Consider the following 22,155-nt stretch of genomic DNA (forward strand, 5'->3'; position numbering starts at 1 on the left):
ATGTCCGACAAAAAAAGAGAATCCTTCTTCTGGAACCTCAAGAAGATTGAGAATGAAGAATTCTTTAAATGGTTCGAGTCACAAAGCAATATAGCCGATTCTTTGTATAAACTTGTTTGCTATTTTATTGATAAACACGGATTACAAGACGTGGCTGATTATAAGATACAACAACAAATGCAAAAAGAAATTTTACTTCAAGATAAAGACTTTTTAAATGATGTTAAGCGTATACTTTTAAATAATTCAAACCTTACTATTCAAAAAGAAAGCCAAGCAAATGAAGAAGAGCTAGCCGATTCAAATAGAATAATCTCATCTACTGAAAAGAATTCTACTTCTAAAGATACACATATAGAAAATGAATCAACAACTGAAAAAGCAGTACTAAAAGATGAATATGAAGATCTGGATACGGCCAATTTATTTGGTAACTAGCGTTATAAATCCATGATAAAAAGAGTCCCTAAAATAGGGACTCTTTTTATCATAAATTTAAGCTTTTTCTACATCTTATCAATAATAATTTGTCTTTTGTACCACTGATTTAATTTATCTTTAGCCGTGCCTGAAAGGCGTTTTGTTTTCTTATTATAAAACCTAGAAAGGGTAGGTTGTGATATACCTATTTCTTTTGAAAGTTCTCGCATTGTAATATTTTTATTCATATGGAAGTATGATATTTTTTCTCTAATTGAATTTTCATACTCATCAACATCTAAAGTGTTATTTTCTATTTTCACAGGAGACTCTTCTTGTATGATCTCTACTGTTTTTTTCTTCACTATTTTTTCTATTGAATTCATTAATTCTTTCGGCGGTAAAATTATTATACCTAACTGAGCATAATAGTTCTTAAACCAATTCTTCTTTGTTAACATTTCCTCTTTTAAATCTTCACTGTACTCCCAATGTGATATTACCTTTTCCTTCTCTAAATCAATAAGAACATTTTCTAACTGTTCACGAATACGATTTGGCTTTTGATTTTGATTTATACCCATGACAGCCAGTAATCCCTTATCTCCTCCTATAGAGTAAGGCCTTTTTAAGCTAGAGAACATTTGACGAATTCTCCATTGCCAAGTTAAATAACGAATCAATCTCTTATGATATTTATGTCTATAACTATTATATTCTAAAGCTTTTTTTGATAATAGTGCCGTTGTACTACTAGAACCATATAAATAACTTGATAAGAAGCTCCCTGGCTTAATCCTGCAAGATTCTATCCCCATATATTCGTTAGTGTTAGTATCTCTCCAGAGTACCACAGAATCTAATACAAAAAGCCTTTTAATAACTTCTCGCTTTACTTCATAATGTTTACCTGCTTCAGCTCGATCATTTAATACAACTACCTCATTATCATCATTTAAATAGATAAAAATACTTGCTAAGGCAGCAATTCGTTTGGCAACCTTTATTTTATCTTCTGCTCGATAATATTCTGTGTTATTAGCCTTTGCTTTAGGTATACTACACATTTCTAATACCTGATTATATGAAAAGTCTATGAATTCATCAGGGGACTTTGCCTCATTTAACCATTGGATAGTAATTGCATCTAAACAGTCAGCAGTTAAATCATCCATATTACTCATTACACCATCAACCAATGTATTCCAACGAGCAGCTTCTTCAATATTTATTAATCTTAAATCTTCATCTTTATGTGAAGAAAGTTGTGCAACTCCACTACTATCTTTCGTTTCAATTGGATAAGATTTCAACTTTGTATTTTCATCTTCTTCAAATTGATTCTTTGCTATACCATCTCTTAATTTATAATAAACCGCAGAATTATTCACTTCATAGTAATTCTCGTGCTCTAAACTTGTATTAGATTCCTTTGGTTCCTGCACGGTTTCATTGTTAGCTCTTGAAAACTCTTGCTCCACAAATAATCCTATCGCCACATCAATTTCAATTTGGTAAGCTTCTATGTTGGTGAATATTTCCAAAGAGGAGATACCCTTTTTTTGTTGCTGTTCAAGCCACTGTACAAGCATTGAAAATGATGGGGAAAAATAGTCCGAAGTTACGATCCTACTAGTATCTTCTTTAACTTCTAAGTAATAAGCATTCCATTTATACCACAATTGTTCATTATGTTTATAGATAGGTGCTGATATTACTAATGCATCTTTAAACAATTGTAGAACATTATCCATATACATCCTTCTCCTTATTTAATTTACAATTGAGAATGATTTAAACTTAAATCTATATAGCCTTATGATGTTCCTATTCATGAAAATAAAAAAGAATACAGTAAGTTCTATCCAACCATCCTTTAGTGATAATCTAGCATGTATGCTTATAACCACCTCTTTTACTGATTATACAAGACTGTATCCATTTGGAAAAGGTAAGACGTTATATGAAAACCAATATTTTTCAAGGGATTAACTGAAACATGAAATTCTTTTGCGATATCATGTCCCTTTTGACTAAACATGAAAAAGCTAGGTTATTCATGTTTTAACAGTTTCGCTGTATATATGGTAAAACTCATTAAATTTTGCATACAAAGTGAAAATTTATAGCGGTATCATGTCCCTTTTGATTAAAACATGAAAAAAATCCAGCCTAAAATGTTTCATGAAATTAAACTATATATTTTTTCATAATCTTTTCTATCCTTGATACAAAAGGGTTTCTTCTATATTCAAGGTATGAAACAAGAAAATTTATAGCGGTATCATGTCCCTTTCGTGTTTCATAAATCCTCTTAAATCCCTTATATACCATACATTTATACCACATCTTCTCAAATTTCAGGGGATTATAAAACATGAAAATTTATAGCGATATCACGTCCCTTTCTATCTGAAAAGATGAATCACTCCTAGCGGTATCATGTTCCTTTTATAAATGCCAAATTTCATATAAATCCCTTTAACATCAATGTTTATTAACGATTTTCATGTGAATTGTAATAAATAGAAATATGAAAATCCACAGCCCTATCATGTCCCTTATATTTTTGTGAAAATAAGCTTCCAATCCCATTAGAACAACGTTTATTAGCAGTTTATAACTCATTTTCTTGTTTATTCGGAACATAAAAATCCATAGTGATATCATGTCCATAAAAAAAATAGAACAAAACCCGAAACCCCTTGATATGAAAGGGATTAACGTACATTTCATTTTTTCATGTTTGCTCTTAAAGGGGCCCATTTCATCGAATTTTGATTTGCTATAATTAAAATCGGTATATTTTATATTGTACGGAGATGTATATTTTAATTTGTATAGGAGGTGAAAAAGATGAGCAAATCATTTGTTATTCGTAATCAACGTAGTCTAAATGGACAATCTACTAATGCGGTTATAGTTACATTAAAATCTTGGCAAGCACTTGTTGATGCATTGGAAGGAAAATACTATAGCTATAAAGATACATACCTTGAAGATATTATTAATCAAATGTCGTATGAAGAACGTATTGCGGATATCGATGGATTTGTTGCACAGGCAAAGCCATCTTTTTCACGTCATACTATTTCAAAGACAATGGGAAGAAAACATAGATTGTACGGTATTACAAATGCAGATCTTGAAGTATTCCTTTATCTACATAAAAAATGCTATACGAATGGTATTATTCCAAACGTAACAGTACATATGCTTTGGGAAGACTATAAGCAATACAAAGAAGAATTGGCATGTATACAGCATTCTCAATTCTATATTGCATTAAAAAAATTAAGCCTACATAACATTATTACTATTGAAAATGAATTAGATAGTCGATACACAATTAAAATAACTCATTTTATGAATGAAGAAACAGAAAAAGCAAATCCTTATGTTTACATTAGTCCTGTAGTCTTTACAAAAGCTTTCTTTGAACTTTCAGTAGCATCTAAGAAGCTATTCTTAGATATTGCTATGCAACAGCATAGAGAAACTACATTAAAACGTTCTTTAGACAAACAGGATGAAAGAGGTAATAAGACTCACTTGGGTGGGATGTACCGCTTTCTACATAAGAAGTATCCACATCAAATTCGTGCAGTTATGAAAGAACTAACGACTGTATTGCCTTGTACAGGAACTCCACTATTCAAAATCTGTAAACTACAAAAAGGGGTTCAAAACAAGAAAAAATACACGACTTTATTTTTATCTATTCATTCAGACTTCTTATGTGGAAAAGAATCAGGCGAACTACAGTATCGTGATCCTTTTACTCCAAAGGTTACGTATGCCCGTAAAGCCAGATTTATTGAATCTACACTACAAGAAATGCATATTGGGGAATTTACACGAGACATGAATAAATTTATTCATGTACTTAAAAATACCTGTCATCGACAAATCCGTAGTGTAATACATAGTTTGCGTGACATGATTGATCGCACTGAAAAATATCCAAGTAAGTTAGTATATACACTGAAAAAATTATTGAATCAAACATCACAGTATCATATTCTTGATACCGCAGCTAAAGAAGGGGTTTATCCTCTTATTACACAGCACGTACCCGCAAAACAAAAAGAACAAGCTATATTTGATTTCGGATTGCATTTCTCTATGTACTCTCGCCGAAGCATCAAGAAGCTGTTCCGTAAAACATTTGAGTTATTAAAGAACAAATTTGCCGTACCTGTTACAGAGGAATCTTACCATCGTAATTATCTAAGATATCAAGAAGAAACATTATTTAGAAAATACGCTTATGAACAAGGTGCAAATCTAAATGCTTATATGGCTTTAGAAATAGAAATGCGTGAACTTCTAAAAATAAAAGGACATAAGGAACGCTTTATTCCTAGCGATGTACGTGAATTGTTCATTGAAAAGATAGATAAATTACCAAAAGAAAAGCTAAGGGTAATTGAAGTACCTGATAGCATAAATTTAATTACCTTTATACGTGCCTTGGAAAAGCTGATACGTACTGGAATTCAAGTAACATCAACTGAACAGGTATTAAAAGTAATGGAAGAAATGTAATCATTTTCAGCTCTCTATATTTGAAAAAAAATCAAAGTAGAGGGCTATTCGTGTTGGCTCTATCATTCAAAGTCTTTCTATTAGATACATTTATATACTTTTCTAAAAGATTCTATTGAAAATAGAGTCTTTTTTTATGCACTTCTATACAATAAAAGTTATTCATCCTTCTTAATTTCCACAATAGTAACTTGAAAAGGTATCCAATACCTATATAAATAGAGATTTTACCCTACATAAAATCATAAGAAAAATTAAATTTTTAGTGGATATGTTTATAAAAAGTATCATTTGTGAATAAAAATATCATACTATTGTTGCTATATAAAGGTTCTATAAGTAAATCTACTAAAATTCATCAAGTTTTATGTGATTAAATATGAATAACTGAATTAAGTGGATTAAATTATGATCCTTGTGTATAGATTGTGTACAAATAACTACAAATTGGGGACAACTATCGAGAATATCTTCTTATTTACGTTTGAATAAATATACCTATCAGTGAATTTTTTTCTTCATTTTTTATGTAGGAATAGTGGTATTAATTTATGATTTTATGTAGAAAGGATGGTACAACAAAGTCTATTTTTACACTCCCATTACATACCATTTATGATTTTTTACAGTAGGGTATGTTAAAAACATTGTCATAGCAGGCTTTATTCTATATTTTATGAACCTATAAAAGTTTTATCTTTATATTTTTAATATATATAAGATATATATTTATATAAGATTTTAAGAAAAGGGGGAATATTTTAGAGAGGATGGGGACAAACAAAATATTTTTAAATAAAAAAATATTTTATATTATATATACTAATGTTTTCAAAATTTATTAATAAAAATTTCTAACTACTATACACATAAAATACTACTAGATAAATTACATATAAGTGTTAAGTGTCTTCTTTAGTAGAGTTATCACAACAAAGAGATTTACATACTATAACAAATTAATAGTCCTTTACAAGAAGATGAATTATTATTGCTTTAGGAAATTAATAGTTATAAACTTATATGCAAAGTCAAGATCCTAGCTATAAGTTTGTAAAAATAAAGTATAAATTTATTATACTTTATTAAATTTTTTATACATGAATAGGAGTGATATTTATGCAACTAAAAAATGTAACACCTATGGGGTTAAATGATGATGTATTCAAAACAATTATTAATAAAACTGAAAATACATTCCCATCATTTTTTTTCATTAATCCGTCAGGTAATGTTGTCATACCAAAATATTTGAACAAGGATATATGTATCTATGCAGTTTTCGGTGAAACGATGGTTATAATTGATAATGAAATTGAGATATTAAGGCATCAACAAATATTGTATTTTAATGCTGAGGTGTACATTGAATTGAGAAATAATACAACTGAGAATGTAATTGTATATATTGATGGTGTAAATAAGTAATTACTGATTAGAATTATTATAAATATTTGTGAAATACTTCACAAAAAATACACAATAAAAAATAGTCATTTCATGTATAGTGGGAGTAGTTGAAAATTTCATATCATTACTTGTGAAATACTTCACATGTTTTAAGACTTTACTTAATAGGCAAGATGAAAACAATAAGTTCCAACATTTTAAATCTATTTTTATAGTGATCTGGAGGCTTTAATATGACAAACAAGACAGATGAAAAAGAAGTACAAGCAATGGTCAACGTAGTAATTAAAGATGAAAATGATGTACAAGAAGTTGTTAATACTTTAGTTGAAAATGGAAAAGAAGCACTAAAAGCAATGGAATCTTATACGCAAGAGCAAGTAGATCATATTGTTCATGAAATGGCACTATCTGGATTAGACCAACATATGCCATTAGCAAAAATGGCGGTAGAGGAAACTGGTCGAGGTGTGTATGAGGATAAATGTACAAAAAATATATTTGCGACTGAATATATTTGGCATAGCATAAAAAAAGATAAGACTGTAGGAATTATTCATGAAGATCCACATGAAGAAGTCATTGAAATTGCCGAACCAGTAGGTGTAGTTGCTGGTGTGACACCAGTAACTAATCCCACTTCAACTACTATGTTTAAAGCAATTATTGCAATGAAAACAAGAAATCCAATTATTTTTGCTTTTCATCCATCTGCTCAGCGATGCTCTGTTGCAGCGGCTAAAATTTTAAGAGATGCTGCAATTAAGGCAGGGGCACCGAAAAATTGCATTCAATGGATCGAAAAACCTTCTGTTGAGGCAACAAAAAGATTAATGAACCATGAGGGGGTTGCACTTGTTCTTGCAACCGGGGGTGCTGGAATGGTGAAATCAGCATATTCTACAGGGAAACCGGCCTTAGGAGTAGGACCTGGGAATGTACCTTGTTATTTAGAGAAATCAGCACATGTAAAACGAGCTGTAAATGATTTAATTTTATCAAAAACATTTGATAATGGTATGATTTGTGCTTCTGAACAAGCAATCATTGTAGATAAAGAAATCTATAATAGTGTAAAAAAAGAAATGCAAGACAACAATTGTTATTTTGTTACCGAAGAAGAGAGAATAAAACTAGAGAAGCTTGTTATTAATGAAAATACATGTGCAGTAAATAGTGATATCGTTGGGAAATCAGCACATTATATTGCATCATTAGTAGGCATTAAGGTACCAGAAGATACAAAAATACTTGTAGCTGAAATTAAGGGAGTGGGTGCAGAATATCCACTATCACGTGAAAAATTGAGCCCAGTATTAGCTTGTATCAAAGCAAATTCACAAGAAGAAGGATTTAAATATTGTGAAGAAATGTTAAATTTAGGTGGCTTAGGGCATTCAGCGGTTATTCATTCTACAAATAAAGAAGTACAAAAACAATTTGGTTTAAGAATGAAAGCTTGTCGCCTTATTGTAAATTCACCATCAGCACAAGGTGGGATTGGTGATATATATAACGCATTTATTCCATCTTTAACATTAGGTTGTGGTTCATACGGTAAAAATTCTGTTTCTCAAAACGTAACAGCTACACATTTAATAAATGTAAAGCGTTTGGCAAATAGAAAAAATAATATGCAATGGTTCAAATTACCACCTAAGGTTTTTTTTGAAAAACATGCGACACAATATTTAGCTAAGATGCCAAACATTTCGCGAGCATTCATTGTAACGGATCCAGGAATGGTAGACCTGGGATATGTGGACACAGTTACACATTACTTACAACAGCATTTAAATGATGTAAAAGTAGGTGTTTTCTCAGAGGTAGAACCAGATCCATCAGATGAAACAGTATTCAAGGGTGCTGAGATGATGAGAAGCTTCAAACCTGATGTAATTATTGCATTGGGCGGAGGTTCAGCAATGGATGCAGCAAAAGGAATGTGGCTATTTTATGAATATCCAGAAACAAAATTCTTTGGAATCAAACAAAAGTTTTTAGATATTAGAAAACGTACATGTAAGTTTCCAACATTAGGGCAAAAAGCACAATTTGTTGCGATTCCAACAACATCAGGAACAGGGTCAGAAGTGACACCATTCGCGGTTATTACAGATAAAAAAAATAATATAAAATATCCACTTGCTGATTATGAATTAACACCAGATGTAGCGATTATTGATCCACAGTTTGTAATGACAGTGCCACCTCATGTAACAGCAGACACTGGAATGGATGTGTTAACACATGCAATTGAAGCATACGTGTCTATTATGGCAAATGACTATACAGATGGATTGGCCTTAAAAGCTATTGATCTAGTATTTAAATATTTACCGCGAGCATATAAAAACGGAAATGATGAAGAAGCACGTGAAAAAATGCATAATGCTTCTGCAATTGCAGGTATGGCTTTTGCAAATGCATTTCTTGGTATTAATCATAGTTTGGCGCATAAGCTTGGGCCAGAATTTCACATTCCACATGGACGCGCTAACGCAATCTTAATGCCACATGTAATTCGCTATAATGCCATTAAGCCGAGAAAACATGCATTGTTCCCAAAATATGAGCATTTTGTGGCAGATGAACGTTATGCATATATTGCAAGAACATTGGGGCTACCAGCAAGTACAGTAGAAGAAGGGGTAGAATCTCTTGTGCAAGCAATTATCAGCCTTGGAAAAGAATTAAATATTAATATGAGTATTGCAGGACAAGGAGTAAAACAAGAAGCATTTGACAATGTTGTGGATGTCTTATCGGAAAGAGCATTTGAAGATCAATGTACACCAGCAAATCCGAAACTTCCATTGATTTCAGAATTAAAAGAAGTATATAAACAAGCATATAAAGGTGTGTAATAAGTTAAGTAGGTATAACTTTTTAAGTTCATAGATTTTGTATTTGATATTTGTAAATATATTGTATATGGGTGTTAAGGGGAAATATATATTATAAACAGCATTGTTTTAAATAGAACATCTAACAAAAATGCTGCCTAGATGACCTGTATGTAGGTAAGATGGGAGTGTACAAAAGCTATGTCTAATTATAAGAAGTTAAATCAAGTAATTGAAAAAAAAAGAGGAATTAATATCGCTTGTTAAGCAGTATGGATTCATTCATGAAAAGGTAATTTGTTATAGTAGAGAATTAGATTTATTACTAGATGATTTGATGAAATCTAATAGAAATAATAAATAAATAAAATTTATATAAAAAAATATAAAATATAAATTTTTAAGATATTTTTAAAATAAAAAGCGCTCTCCTACTTATAGGGGAGTGCTTTTTTATCTTAATTTGATCTATTTTGGTGAGGGATTTTTAATTGCTAAAAACTTATGCGTGATAAAACTCACAACATAAATGAACATATAATTTTACAATATAGTATGTAAGTTGATGGGAGGCTTTCTTTTTGACAAATCGTGATTATAATAAAAACCCATTTATTGTAATATGGGAGTTAACAAGAGCATGTAAATTAAAATGTCTACATTGTCGTGCTGAAGCACAGCATTATCGTGATCCTTTTGAGTTAACATTAGAAGAAGGAAAAAAACTAATTGATGATATTTATGAAATGGATAATCCGATGCTTGTTTTTACTGGTGGGGATCCATTAATGCGTTCGGATATATATGATATTGCGGAATACGCGGTGAAGAAAGGTATTCGGGTTTCTATGACGCCCAGTGCTACTCCAAAGGTTACTAAAGAAGCGATTAAAAAAGCAAAAGAGGTTGGGATTGCTAGATGGGCATTTAGTATAGATGGACCAACAGCTGAAGTACACGATCATTTTAGAGGAACAGAGGGATCATTTAAATTAACAATGGATGCAATTCATCATTTAAACGAATTAAACATCCCTATTCAAATTAATACAGTTGTTTCTAATTATAATTTGAGTGTACTTAAAGATATGGCAATTTTAGTAGAAGAATTAGGTTGTGTGTTGTGGAGTGTATTTTTCTTAGTCCCAACAGGACGTGGTAAAGAGGAAGATATGATTTCACCAATTCAACATGAAAGAGTGTTCCGCTGGCTATACCAGCTTAGCAGAACGGTTTCTTTTGATATAAAAACCACAGCTGCTCAGCACTATAGACGCGTTGTTCTTCAAGAAAAAATGAAAGGGATTAAAAAAATCGATCAAATTATTCAATATAGAGATGTACTAATGGAAAGGATGATGGACGGAATTAATGGATTTGGACGCGCTCCAAAAGGAGTGAACGATGGAAATGGAGTTGTATTTATTTCTCATATTGGAGATGTATACCCAAGTGGGTTATTGCCAATTAAAACCGGGAATATTAAATCAAAACCGATAGCTGAAATTTATCGAAACTCTCCTATTTTTCAAAGCCTTCGTAATCCAGACAATTATAAAGGAAAATGCGGTGTTTGTGAGTTTCGATATGTTTGTGGGGGATCTCGTTCTAGGGCATTTGCGATTACGGGGGATTACATGGAAAGCGAACCTTTTTGTGTATATGTTCCAAAAGCATTGCAAAAAAAGTGTAAGAATTGAGCATGGCCCTTTTTATAAATTTTTTATTGTATATTTCCAATATTTATGAGCAGATGCTTTCTGCTCATAAATATTGGATTAGTAATGACTAATAATCGAAAAAGAGCAAGGAAATTATATTTATTTTAGTCGTATAATACGTTGATTTGAGCTTCCGCGAAATGGAAGTGTCAAATCTCTTTTTTCGATTTCAAATCTTCCATCAACTAAAACATCTCCATAATGTAACAGCTCAATCATATCTTTGTTTTGTGAGTTTTGTAACTCTTCTAGTGTATAACCAGTGTAAATCCAAAGATTTTTGTTTAAACTTTTTACTGCCTTTGCAACTTCTTTGACCTCGATAGCTTGAAAAAATGGGTCACCACCTGAAAATGTTACATCAGTTAGAGGGTTTGTGGAAATTTCTTTTATAATATCTTTCACACTCATCTCGGTACCATTATAAAGATTCCATGATTTGGGGTTATGGCAACCTAAACAATGATGCGGACAACCGGCAAAAAACACAACTGTCCGTAACCCTTCACCATCTACTACACTATCATGAATAATATTCATTACCTTCATTTATGTTTCACACGATCTGCTTCTTCACTACGCTTTGCATTGTTCCATTTTGACATGTCCCCTACAAGATATCCAGTAATACGGCGAATTCTTTCAATATGATGATCTTCTATATTTCCACAGCTAGGGCACTCATTTTCAATCACTCCATTATAGTCACAACATTTACAACGATCCACTGGGTGATTAATTGAACCATATCCTACTTCATACTGTGCCATTGCTTGAACAATTTGTTTTAAAGCCATTTGATTATGCGCTGCCGCCCCATCTAGTTCAATATACGTAATATGACCACCGTTACAAAGAGCATGAAACGGTCCTTCTAAACGTATTTTATTAATTGCTTGAATAGGATAATAAACTGGAATATGAAATGAATTTGTATAGTAATCATGATCGGTTACACCTGTAATAGTTCCAAACTCAGCACAATCCTTTTTGATAAACTTCCCTGATAGTCCCTCGGCAGGAGTTGCAATTAAAGTGAAATTCAAGCAATGTTCTTCTGTTGCTTGGTCCATCTTATTTCTCATAAAGGTAACAATTTCTTTTCCAAGTTGCCATGAATCTTTATCTTCCCCATGGTGTTTTCCTGTTAAGGCAACCAAGCATTCCGCAAGTCCAATAAAACCAAGGCTCAATGTTCCTTGCTTTAAAATCTCAGTAACTGAGTCTTCCGGTTGTAGTTTTTCTCCATTGCGCCAAATCCCTTGTGAATATAGGAATTGAAAGTCTCTTGCCTTTTTTGTGCATTGATATGAATATCTTTCTAGCAATTGACGAATGCCAAGTTTGATATAATGATTTAACGATTCGAAAAATCCCTCTTTTGAATCATTTATTAAAGCCAATTTTACTAGATTAATAGAGGTAAATGATAGATTTCCCCTGCCAATTGCTGTCTCCTCACCATGAATATTAGACATCACACGAGTACGACAACCCATATAACATACTTCACTTTCTGGGTGCCCATTATAATACGCTGCATTAAATGGCGCATCTAAAAATGAAAAGTTAGGGAACAATCGCTTTGCTGTTGTTTCTAATGCAAGTTCAAATAAATCATAATTTGGATCTTTTTCTTCAAAATTCACACCTTTTTTTAACTTGAAAATTTGAATGGGGAAAATAGGAGTTTCACTTTTTCCTAATCCCGCTTGTGTTGCCTGTAGTAATTGTTTAATTAATAGCCTTCCTTCCTTTGATGTATCTGTTCCGTAATTAATTGAAATAAACGGAACTTGTCCACCACCACGGCTATGCATACTATTGGAATTATGAATAAATGCTTCACATGCTTGATATGTATCGTTTTCTGTTTCTTTCCATGCAAACACTTCGATTTGTTCCTTTGTTAGTGGATAGTCTTTTAACTTTTTCTTATTTTTTTCAAATGTTTTCCTCACATATGGTGCTAAATCTATATCAAACATGGCAAGAGATTGCCCACCATGCTGCATATTTTGATTAGCTTGAAGAATAATAGACGAGAGTGCTAATGCACTTTTAATATCTTGTGGTTGTCTCATATGGCCATGTCCAGTGTGGAACCCTTTTTTCAGCAAATGTGCTAAAGGAATTTGTGAACAAGTGGTTGTTCCTGTTGCATAAAAATCTAAATCGTGTGGGTATAAAATATTTTGATTAATAGCTTGTTTTACTTGTTTAGAAAGCAAATGTTCCCTTACATAAAGTTTTGCGCTCTCTGATGCAAATGTTCCCATCATTCCCATTGGAGATCGACCATCAACATTTGCATTTTCTTGCATTAAGTCTTGATCGTTACTGTTTATAATTTTATCAAAAGTTGTCCATAAAGTATTTTTTTGCTGTTTTACATTGTCTGAGTTGTTCATTAAATTCACTCCTTTTCAATATATAGTACTCAACATCGATAAATGATACTATATATAGTTTATTTCTGCAATGGTACTAATAAATGAAGTATGTGATGTTTTCTATTTAGAAGAGATTAAATCTAGAAGTTTATCGTATTATCTTGCTCATAAAAAATGAAAAGATATAGAATGATTTAATTATTTATAGATAAAAATTCTTTTGTTTTAGGTTCAAAGAGTGAGGTTATCAATAGAGAGTAAAAACACAATGAAGAATGTTTTATTCTATAAAATAAAAGGTATAAAAATAGAATGCAGTGATTTCACTCACAGTATTTTTTAAAAACATAGTTTATCTTATAAGGGAAGAGTGAGTATGAGAAATTCATTATATTTTACTATTTGGGATGGGTATTCCCTAAATTGGTGGAGTATGATTACCAGTGGGGGGATTCTCTCACTGGTAAAGTTTTTTATCTATAAATTTAATGATATATATGCTACTTATTATCATTCTTACGTAACATTTTGATAAAAAATTAAATGTGAGGTGTGGAAGAATGAAGTTAATTATTCCAAAGCAGCATGGAGCCTGGGGAATGCTGCTTATTCCATTTGTTTTAGGTATTTTAACTGGTAAATGGACATGGTATCATATACCTCTTTTGTTAGCGTGGTTTTTTGTGTATGTAGCTACATATCCCTTATTAATGTATGTAAAACAGCCGCGAAAGAAGTATTATTTATATTATTTTTTTCTTTACTTTGGTGAGGCTTGTATATGTACAGCTATTGCTCTTAGTTATGAATGGCGTATAGTTTACTTTTCTATTATTATGCTCCCGTTTTTTTGTATAAACATTTATTTTTCTAGCAAAAAAAATGAACGAGCCTTATTAAATGATGTATGTGCAATTCTTTTGTTTTGTATAGGGGGCATTATAAGTTATTACTTCACAATGAAAACAGTCGATAAAAATATATTGATAATAGCGACTATAACATTTTTATATTTTATAGGAAGTACGTTTTATGTAAAAACAATGATACGTGAAAAAAAGAATCCAACGTATCGCATTCTGTCATGGTGGTACCATTTATTACTTGTGATTGTTACGCTTATTTTATCACCAACGATTACCATTATTTTTATCCCAAGTTTGATACGGTCTATAGTACTGTATGGAAGGAATATTTCAATCTTAAAGGTGGGGATTTTAGAGAGTATAAATGCTATTTACGTTTTTATTACAACAATAATAGTATTTAAATATTTTATCTCGTAAAGACTAATAATGATTTATATTGTTTATATTATATTTATATATAATATTGTATTAATGTTTACTTCAATACTGTTTGTAGAAAGGAGTGTATAAATAATGACTTTTTACCAAAAATTAATGCCGTATTATGATGAAATTTTTCCGGAAAATGAAAAACAAGTGAATTTTATTGCTTCTTATTTACAAGAGGGGGACTCCGTAATTGATGTAGGTGCGGCAACAGGGAATGTGGCTAATGCATTAGTTGAAAAAGGAATGATTGTAACTGCGATGGAACCAGAGAAGAAAATGGCTGATAAAATTTCTGAGAAGGCTAAAACCCATAGGGGAAGACTTTTTGTAAATACACTTAGAATGCAGCAAATAGACGATGTACCTGGGATATTTGATGGTATTTATTGTATTGGAAATACGTTGGTTCATTTAGACAATGTACAGGAAATTACTGATTTTATTCAAAGCTCTTTTAAAAAACTTAAGAAAAATGGAAAGTTCATAGTTCAAATTGTAAACTATGAAAAAGTATTAAATCAAAAAAATTTCATATTTCCAGTAATTAAGAAAGAACATTTCTCATTCAAACGAGATTATGCAATAGAGAGAACAAAGGTGCTATTTACTGTAACATTAAATACATGTGGTGAAGAATTCTCAAACAGTATAGAGTTATATCCAATTACAAAAAAACAATTACTTCCCATATTAATAGATTGTGGATTTGAGTCAGTAGAAACTTACGCTAATTTTGATAAAAAAATATATTCACTTGATGGTCCGGCATTAGTAATTGTAGCAACAAAATAAATTTTAAAAACACCTGAGTAGAAAGCTGTTACTCAGGTATTTTTTTATTAATTTTTTTAAAATGTGATTCTAGTCCTCTTTTAATTATAAAAAAGTTTATATAATTCAGTGGTAAATCGAATCTGATTGAGGAGGAATTGAGTTATATGTGCAAAGAAATTCAGTTAACTAAAGATATATATTGGGTAGGAAAAGTTGATAATAGAGAAGTTCCATTTCATCGTTTAATCTTAGCAAAAGGAACAACTTATAACGCGTACTTGCTAAAAACGGAAAAACCAACAGTGATTGATACAGTTGATATAGAGTTTGGAAGAGAATTTGTAGAATCATTAAGTAAATTAATTGATCCACAAGAAATTCAGTATATCGTAGTGAATCATACAGAGCCCGACCATTCAGGGGGATTGGCAGCATTAGCATCAAGAGCTACTAATGCAACGATTGTATGTACAGAAATTGCAGTACCAGAAATACAAGAGATGTATAAGCTGCATAATCGAAAGTTTTTAATAGTAAAAGACGGTGATACATTAGATATTGGTGGAAAAACATTAAAATTTAAAGAAACACCATATCTTCATACGGAAGAAACAATGATTACCTACTGTGTAGAGGATAAAATTTTATTTCCTTGTGATATTTTTAGTACTCATATAGCAAATGACGAGATTTTCAGTGATAAAGCGAATGTAGATATTACGGAAGACTTTATTGGTTATTATAATGCCATTATCCATCCACATAGAAGATATGTAAGAACATTAATAGAAGCTTTAAAAGATTTGGATGTACAAATGATTGCACCATCTCATGGCTACATTTTACGTCAGGATATACAGAAGTATATTAAATTATATGCGGATATGAGTAGAGATACGAATCAAGATAAGAAAGTAACAATTGTATATACAACAATTAAAAATAATACAAAAAAAGTGGCAAATATTATTAAAGAAACTTTAGAAGCAGATAATATTCATGTAACAGTATTTAACGCTGATAAATCAAAAAAATCAGAGGTTTTAAAGAGTATTCAAGAAGCAGATGCAGTCTTCATAGGATCTTCAACTAGATATGCAGATATGATTGGTAATTTAGAAGAAATTTTAAAAGAAATGACAGAAATGAACCTAGAAGGAAAAATTGCAGCTTCATTCGGTTCATATGGTTGGAGTGGAGAGGCAATTGAAGTGATACAAGATTACCTCAATGAAACAAATATGAATGTACAAAGCACATCAAAAGTTATCCAATCTACAGGTATGACTCATGTTGAATTTCCTATTCGGATTAGATTCTCTCCAAAAGATGAGGGGAAAGTAAAGAAAATCCAACATGCAACAACATTTGTTACAGATTTATTATTGAGTTCTATTTAATAGAAAAATGGAGGTGAAAACATGGAAAAGAATTTTGTTATTATTGGGAGTGGTGTAGCTGCTGTAAATGCCGCTAAAACTATTAGAGAGTACGATAAAGGATCAAATATATTTATTTTTGGTGAAGAGCCATTACTACCTTATAAAAGAATTAAATTATCAAAGGATCTGTATTCAGATTTACACAGTGAAAAAGTGTTAATTAAAAAGAAAAAGTGGTATCAAGATAATCACATATCAGTTTTTATAAATACAAAGGTGGTAAAAATTAATACAGATGAGCAATTTATTGTTACATCCAATGAAGCGGTATTTTCTTATCATAAACTATTAATTTGTACAGGAGCGAATAATAGAAGATTAGAGATAAATGGAATTAATAAAAAAAATATTTTTACTATTAGGGACATGAAAGAAGCAGATGAGCTTAAAGGTCATTTAGAGGACAAAGAAAGTGTTGTGACCATTGGTGGGGGTGTACAAGGTTTAGAAACAGCATGGTCTATTCTGAAAGCTGATAAAAAGGTATCCATTGTAGAAGTAGCTCCTTTATTAATGAGAAGACAATTAGATACAAAATCTTCGCTTCTCTTGAAACGAAAAATTGAAAAGGAAGGAGTAAAGGTGTATTTAAATACTTCTATTGATTCTATTCTCGGGAAAGAATCTGTAACTGGTATAAAGATGAACGACAATTCTCAAATTAATTGTGATAGTATTGTTTACTCAATTGGCGTTACTCCGAACACTAAACTTGTACATGATACGGCTATTAAATTAAATAGAGGAATTGTTGTGGATGAGGAGATGAGAACAAATATAGACTCCGTATACGCTGCGGGAGATGTTGCAGAAGTAAATAATGAAATTGAAGGCTTATGGGGGACTGCCTTGGAACAAGGAAGAGTAGCAGGTAGTAATATGGTCTCTAAAACTGCTATTTATAAAAAAGAAATTCCAACTACTATTTTTAACGCATTCAATGTATCTTTATTTTCAATTGGAGTTGTTAATGAAGAGCAATGTGATACAACAATTGTTGAAGAAGACGGTAAGGAGAAGTATACAAGGTTATTTATTAAGGATAATAAAATAGTCGGTGTGATTTCATTAGAAGGAGTTGCGGCATCTATTCCTTACAAATCTGCGATTGAAAAGCATGTATCGTTAGAAGGAATAGATTTATTAAATACAAACATAAGTGAAATAATGAGCAAGTTAAAAGAAAAAATATAAAGCTGTACAAAAAGGAGAGGAAATCATGAAAAAATACATTTGTTTACCATGTGGATATATTTATAACCCAGAGGTAGGGGATCCAGATGAGGATATAGAACCAGGAACAAGTTTCGAAGATTTACCAGAGGACTGGGTTTGTCCTGTGTGCGGAGAAGATAAAAATCATTTTGCACCACTAGATGAATAAGAAGGAAAAAACAATGAGAATACTGCACAGTATTCTCATTGTTTTTTATATTTTTGAATGTGATTCTGGTCACAGAAATATTCTTTGAAAAATCCTATAATAGTTATGTAGCAGATACTTATACCGATACAGCCATTTTCGGTACACTCTATAGGGCCCTGGCGCCACCCTTTCTCCTCAGGGCCTTATTTTTCTATGCCATATTCAAAATATGTTTATGAAGATAGTGTATATCACTGTCTTTATAAACATATAGTTGTGATTGGGATCACTGCAATATTTGATAAAAATGTCTATAATAACCTTGGATATCATTATATTTTTAATTCTATAGTTAAAGTAAGGTGAGAAAATATGGACGATAATCATAAAAAATCAAGAGAGCTTTGCCCAAGAAAAGTACTAATTTTTAAGACCCTTTCCGAAGAGGAAATTAGTAATATAGCTTCAATGACAAAACATAGGAAGTTTAAAAAGGGTCAGCCATTAATTCTTGAGGGAGATAAATCAGATACATTATTTATTATTAATAGTGGACAAGTAAAGCTATGTACACTAACTCTTCAAGGGAAAGAGCAAATATTGCATATACTAACAAGTGGTGAATCCTTTTGTGAATTAAATATATTTAATTATGATGAAAAAAGTAATTTTAGTGCATATGCTATAGAAGATACTCATATCTGTATGCTAAAAAAAGAAAATATGGATTATATAATGGAACGAAATCCAAGTATTGCATTAAAGTTGTTAAAAGTTGTCACAAAACGTTTAGCTAAGATAGAGAATTTAGTGCAAAATTTAGCGACAAACAATCCTGAAGTTAGAATTGCTCATATACTATTGGAGTTTTGTGATAAATATGGCAAAAGTACAGAGGATGGAATACTTATTAACTTGCCATTGACACGAGAGGAATTGGCAAATTATGCGGGGGTAACAAGAGAGACTATTAGTCGTAAATTGAATAAGTTTGAAAGTTTAGGGCTCATGGCCTCTGTTGGAAATAAGAAAATAATAATAAAAAATCAGTTAGCTATTAGAAGACTTATCAGTTTCTGACAAAAGACCCCTTTCTCAGAATATAAAAGAGGAGTTATTACAAATTAGTAAGTATTTTAATTATATGAATTCTTAAAATCATTATATATGAGTAAAACACGAAAAAGGGAATATGTGTTACCAATCGGTTTAATTGATAAGGTATGGATTTTTTGAGCCGCAAAATATCACATGCCTTATCATCAAATTTAAAAAATAAATTTCAAATTATTTTATCTTATATTTTTGATTTATGCGAGGGACACACCTTAGGTACCACTCCAATGGTATAGGTGTGTCCTTTAATTTTATATAATTAAATAACGTTAGTGATTCTCGTGTAAAATAGGGATTATTATATAATAATTATATAATGAGAAATTAGTAATTTAAAGTTTATCTCAAATCTTATAGCTCTGTGTTTTTTTAAGGAATGATAGTTAGGGCTTGTCTGCCTAATTGAACCCATGCTTCTTCAAAATCCTTCTTATCAATTCTTTTATTTTTTTCCGTATCTAATGGATCATTAATGTATACATATTGATCGGTGTATCCAGTTAGTAAAACACTATGTTGACGGTATGTAACCTGTCTCTCACCCATATTTGTTTTCCAAGTACGAAATTCATAATCAGGTAGTTTGCGAAAGCTCGCGTTTGTTAAAATCCAAACAGGGTGTTCTTTATCAATTGCTTTATATAAATCCTCAGGATTACTTCCGGTTAAGTCTATAATACAATTCTCTGATATGTATAATTTGGCTAACTCTAAAATCGGCTTAATATGCACACCTAAACCAGGCATATCTATGTCATACATATCTCCAACAAATCCTTCGTCCATATTTCCCATCAATCCATTGTTTTGAAAAGGTACATATTTAATATTTTCAGCTAACTCTAATTTATTAACGGATAGACCGTTAAAATTTAAAAGCATTGCTAAACTTGTAACTTCGCATCCACGTTCTAATTCTGGATTTTGTAAAATCAAAGGGACTTCTAAAGGATTATTCTCTTTAGAAGATAGTTTTTTTTATCAATTTTAACAAGTTTATCCATCTCATATGTTGTATTTTTAACGCTATTATTTTCACCTTTATGGACTAGAGTTATTATACATAATACCGTGCATAAAATAATTAATAGATAAATACTTTTGTGTCGTTGCATTTTAATATGTCTCCTTAATTAAATTAATACTTTAATTTAATACGTAACGGGGTTGCAAATGTGTCAATATTACAGTGTTCTCTTTAACACGTTTTCAAAGGTTTAAAACTCTTCTTAAACAATTATTAAGAAGAGTTTTTTAGATAAAAGTTATAAAGAATTAGTTTTAATTAACTAAGAAATTATGCAAAAAGAGTATTTGTCTGTACATTTGTTATATGCTCGGCTAATACAGTAGCTTGTGCGTGGAGGGGGGCTGGAAATCCTAATGTAATACCATTGTGTTCAGTGCATTCACCAATTGCATAAATTAATTTATCATTTGTTTGCATATACTTATTAACAACTATGCCACGTTTAACATATAAGCCAGCTTTTTTTGCTAAATGTGTATTAGGTCGCCTACCAATAGGTATTACAATTAAATCGTATTTTTTAATAGTGCCATCTTCGAATTGGATCCCCTCTGCATAGTCTGTACCTAGGATTTTAACCGTGTTTTTTTCCATGAGAAATTGAATCCCTTTTGCTTTTAGCTTGTTACATAGTAATGAACAAGCCAAGATATCTTGTTTTGCCATTAAGTGTGAACTGAAATGAACTACGTGGACGTCTATTCCAAAATCAAATAAATTTTGTGCAATTTTTAGACCGAGCATGCCATTACCAATAATAATAGCTTTTTTTGCATGCTTCTTAATATTTAATAGAAATTGAATTTCTTCAGTTGTTCTAAGTTTATTTACTCCCAATAATTGCAGTCCTTTAACGGGAAAAATAAAAGCAGTAGATCCTGTTGCAATGATGAGTTTATCGTAGAAAACAATACGGCGTTTATCTGTAACAATGACCTCGTCCTCACGATCAATTTCTATTACCTTTTCGTTTGTAAAAAGCTTAATATTATGTTGTTTGTACCAATTATATTGCTTTTGTATTCTATTTTTAATATCTAATTGTAATGAAATAGTGTTTATTTGATTGTAGAGAGGATAGAGTTCATCACTGAAAATAGAAATGCTATACATATTAGGATTTTGTATTAAAATCTCTTCAATACAGCGTAAACTAGATATACTATTACCGATTATTACTAAGCGTTTTCGTTTTCTTATATCAATTTCTCCTTTCGATTGTGAAGTGTTGAGCAAAGATGTTCGTTCATATTATAACAATTTTAAAAAGCAGATTGCTTGATATATAGTTTATTTTAAAATATGTCACAAATTATCTTTATTCGGGTAATGAGATACAAAGATGATCCCATTAAACTCATAGGTTAGAGGAAATTTTAAAAATGTTACTAAGATATTTCAGATGGAAAATGTTGAATATGTTTGCTGCTAGTAGTATTTCTTCAATTTTTAAAGAATAACGCATACAAACACACTGTAACCTTATAATTAAAGTTTTTTTATGTATAAATGCGAATAATTTCCTGATAGGTCACTATACAAGTAAGTAAAAATTAAGATGGAGTGCTTTTCCTAAACATGATAAATTAAAACTTTTTATACCAGATTAATTATTCTTTTATTCTATATTCACTAGGTATATTCGTGTATTATGCACCTTCTAGGATTTAGTGAATATAGCAGATTGCACATCATTTGAATCATTTTGTAAAGTGAGTATGTTTATTTTGTGAAATATTGAACAAAATCTTGAAAGTGAATATTGAAACATGTAGCTTATTCTTAGGATTA

15 protein-coding genes and 2 pseudogenes are annotated in these 22,155 nt (G+C 31.0%); 12 read left to right on the forward strand and 5 right to left on the reverse strand.

Going from position 1 to position 22,155, the window contains the following annotated elements; genetic code table 11:
- Entirely contained in the window at window positions 1–438 is a 438-nt protein-coding gene (locus tag MHH27_RS28895) for a hypothetical protein (protein ID WP_340945089.1), read from the forward strand.
- Window positions 439–506: 68 nt separating this feature from the next.
- On the opposite strand, the gene MHH27_RS28900 is transcribed toward MHH27_RS28895, so the two are convergent.
- Window positions 507–2,174 carry a helix-turn-helix domain-containing protein gene (locus tag MHH27_RS28900; protein WP_000370965.1) on the reverse strand — a complete coding sequence of 556 codons (1,668 nt, stop codon included), beginning with the start codon at window positions 2,172–2,174 and terminating at the stop codon, window positions 507–509.
- A gap of 1,102 nt (window positions 2,175–3,276) precedes the next feature.
- On the opposite strand from MHH27_RS28900, the gene MHH27_RS28905 reads away from it, so the two are divergent.
- The 5 genes and pseudogenes from MHH27_RS28905 to MHH27_RS28925 all read left to right on the forward strand — a co-directional run bounded on the left by MHH27_RS28905 (window position 3,277) and on the right by MHH27_RS28925 (window position 10,924).
- Complete coding sequence (locus MHH27_RS28905) at window positions 3,277–4,968, forward strand: hypothetical protein (RefSeq protein ID WP_000045392.1); 1,692 nt, start codon at window positions 3,277–3,279, stop codon at window positions 4,966–4,968.
- A 1,119-nt stretch (window positions 4,969–6,087) separates the two neighbouring features.
- Window positions 6,088–6,396 carry a hypothetical protein gene (locus MHH27_RS28910; protein ID WP_001176238.1) on the forward strand — a complete coding sequence of 103 codons (309 nt, stop codon included), beginning with the start codon at window positions 6,088–6,090 and terminating at the stop codon, window positions 6,394–6,396.
- 251 nt (window positions 6,397–6,647) lie between these two features.
- Window positions 6,648–9,245 (forward strand): bifunctional acetaldehyde-CoA/alcohol dehydrogenase, encoded by a 2,598-nt coding sequence (gene adhE, locus MHH27_RS28915; RefSeq protein WP_097925568.1) that lies wholly within the window; start codon window positions 6,648–6,650, stop codon window positions 9,243–9,245.
- A gap of 180 nt (window positions 9,246–9,425) precedes the next feature.
- Window positions 9,426–9,588: pseudogene (locus tag MHH27_RS28920) on the forward strand (Spo0E family sporulation regulatory protein-aspartic acid phosphatase).
- A 217-nt stretch (window positions 9,589–9,805) separates the two neighbouring features.
- A complete protein-coding gene (locus MHH27_RS28925) occupies window positions 9,806–10,924 on the forward strand; it encodes a TIGR04053 family radical SAM/SPASM domain-containing protein (protein ID WP_340945092.1) in 1,119 nt (372 codons plus the stop codon).
- 120 nt (window positions 10,925–11,044) lie between these two features.
- Here the strand turns inward: MHH27_RS28925 and nrdG are convergent, their stop codons facing one another.
- Both nrdG and MHH27_RS28935 read right to left on the reverse strand, forming a co-directional pair.
- On the reverse strand, window positions 11,045–11,494 hold the full coding sequence (gene nrdG, locus MHH27_RS28930) for an anaerobic ribonucleoside-triphosphate reductase activating protein (RefSeq protein WP_000867048.1): 450 nt from the start codon (window positions 11,492–11,494) through the stop codon (window positions 11,045–11,047).
- Entirely contained in the window at window positions 11,491–13,356 is a 1,866-nt protein-coding gene (locus tag MHH27_RS28935) for an anaerobic ribonucleoside triphosphate reductase (RefSeq protein WP_340945094.1), read from the reverse strand. Before MHH27_RS28935 ends, nrdG begins: the two co-directional genes overlap by 4 nt.
- Window positions 13,357–13,898: 542 nt before the next feature.
- Here MHH27_RS28935 and MHH27_RS28940 point away from each other — a divergent pair.
- The 6 genes from MHH27_RS28940 to MHH27_RS28965 all read left to right on the forward strand — a co-directional run bounded on the left by MHH27_RS28940 (window position 13,899) and on the right by MHH27_RS28965 (window position 19,298).
- Window positions 13,899–14,624, forward strand: a complete 726-nt coding sequence (locus MHH27_RS28940; RefSeq protein ID WP_000766867.1) for a YwiC-like family protein — start codon at window positions 13,899–13,901, stop codon at window positions 14,622–14,624.
- A gap of 96 nt (window positions 14,625–14,720) precedes the next feature.
- A complete protein-coding gene (locus MHH27_RS28945; protein WP_000145191.1) occupies window positions 14,721–15,428 on the forward strand; it encodes a class I SAM-dependent methyltransferase in 708 nt (235 codons plus the stop codon).
- A gap of 146 nt (window positions 15,429–15,574) precedes the next feature.
- Entirely contained in the window at window positions 15,575–16,810 is a 1,236-nt protein-coding gene (locus tag MHH27_RS28950) for an FprA family A-type flavoprotein (protein ID WP_000335065.1), read from the forward strand.
- Window positions 16,811–16,831: 21 nt separating this feature from the next.
- Window positions 16,832–18,046 carry an NAD(P)/FAD-dependent oxidoreductase gene (locus MHH27_RS28955; RefSeq protein WP_340945098.1) on the forward strand — a complete coding sequence of 405 codons (1,215 nt, stop codon included), beginning with the start codon at window positions 16,832–16,834 and terminating at the stop codon, window positions 18,044–18,046.
- A 25-nt stretch (window positions 18,047–18,071) separates the two neighbouring features.
- Entirely contained in the window at window positions 18,072–18,236 is a 165-nt protein-coding gene (gene rd / locus MHH27_RS28960; RefSeq protein WP_000759867.1) for a rubredoxin, read from the forward strand.
- 354 nt (window positions 18,237–18,590) lie between these two features.
- Window positions 18,591–19,298: a Crp/Fnr family transcriptional regulator gene (locus MHH27_RS28965; protein WP_000342564.1), complete on the forward strand. Its 708-nt coding sequence runs from the start codon at window positions 18,591–18,593 to the stop codon at window positions 19,296–19,298.
- A gap of 405 nt (window positions 19,299–19,703) precedes the next feature.
- Here MHH27_RS28965 and MHH27_RS28970 read toward each other — a convergent pair.
- Together MHH27_RS28970 and MHH27_RS28975 are read right to left on the reverse strand one after the other, a co-directional pair.
- A pseudogene (locus MHH27_RS28970) lies at window positions 19,704–20,449 on the reverse strand (C39 family peptidase).
- Between the two features lie 182 nt (window positions 20,450–20,631).
- Window positions 20,632–21,564 carry an FAD-dependent oxidoreductase gene (locus tag MHH27_RS28975; RefSeq protein ID WP_001231611.1) on the reverse strand — a complete coding sequence of 311 codons (933 nt, stop codon included), beginning with the start codon at window positions 21,562–21,564 and terminating at the stop codon, window positions 20,632–20,634.
- Window positions 21,565–22,155: the final 591 nt, after the last annotated feature.

Origin of the sequence: Bacillus sp. FSL L8-0152 (assembly GCF_038006365.1) — a bacterium.
In the GTDB taxonomy this organism is placed as follows: Bacteria; Bacillota; Bacilli; order Bacillales; family Bacillaceae_G; genus Bacillus_A; species Bacillus_A cereus.